The organism is Peribacillus sp. SIMBA_075, assembly GCF_046534585.1.
Window position 1 is genome coordinate 1 of sequence record NZ_JAWRYN010000178.1, and the last position, 385, is coordinate 385.

General features: G+C 39.7%; 1 protein-coding gene. It reads right to left on the reverse strand.

Annotated elements, in window-relative coordinates:
• Window positions 1-385, reverse strand: a 385-nt coding sequence (locus SB775_RS27700; protein WP_410864348.1) for a DDE-type integrase/transposase/recombinase, incomplete at both ends; no start/stop codon positions are given.

A 385-nucleotide genomic window follows, 5' to 3' on the forward strand; every position in this document is an offset into this window, starting at 1 on the left:
AAGCGATCCGTATTGTAGAAGTCTATATACTCCTGAATAGCTACATAAGCTTCCTCTGCTGTTTTTGGACATACCAAATATAACTTCTCTGTTTTTAAATGCGAGAAGAAACTTTCTATACAAGCGTTATCATGACAATTGCCTCGACGAGAGTGGCTTCCTTGAAGACCGAGTTCTTTTACCTGTCTTTCGTATGATTTCGTCGTATATTGGAATCCTTGATCGGAGTGAAGAAGGGCCCCCTTTTCGAATGACTTGTCCCTTAACTGATTCAACGTATTATGAACCAATTCAAGGTCGTTTCGAGAAGAAACTTCCCATGCCACAATTTCATTATTATACAAATCTAAAACGGCAGATAGGTAGGCAAACGTGTCTCCAATCC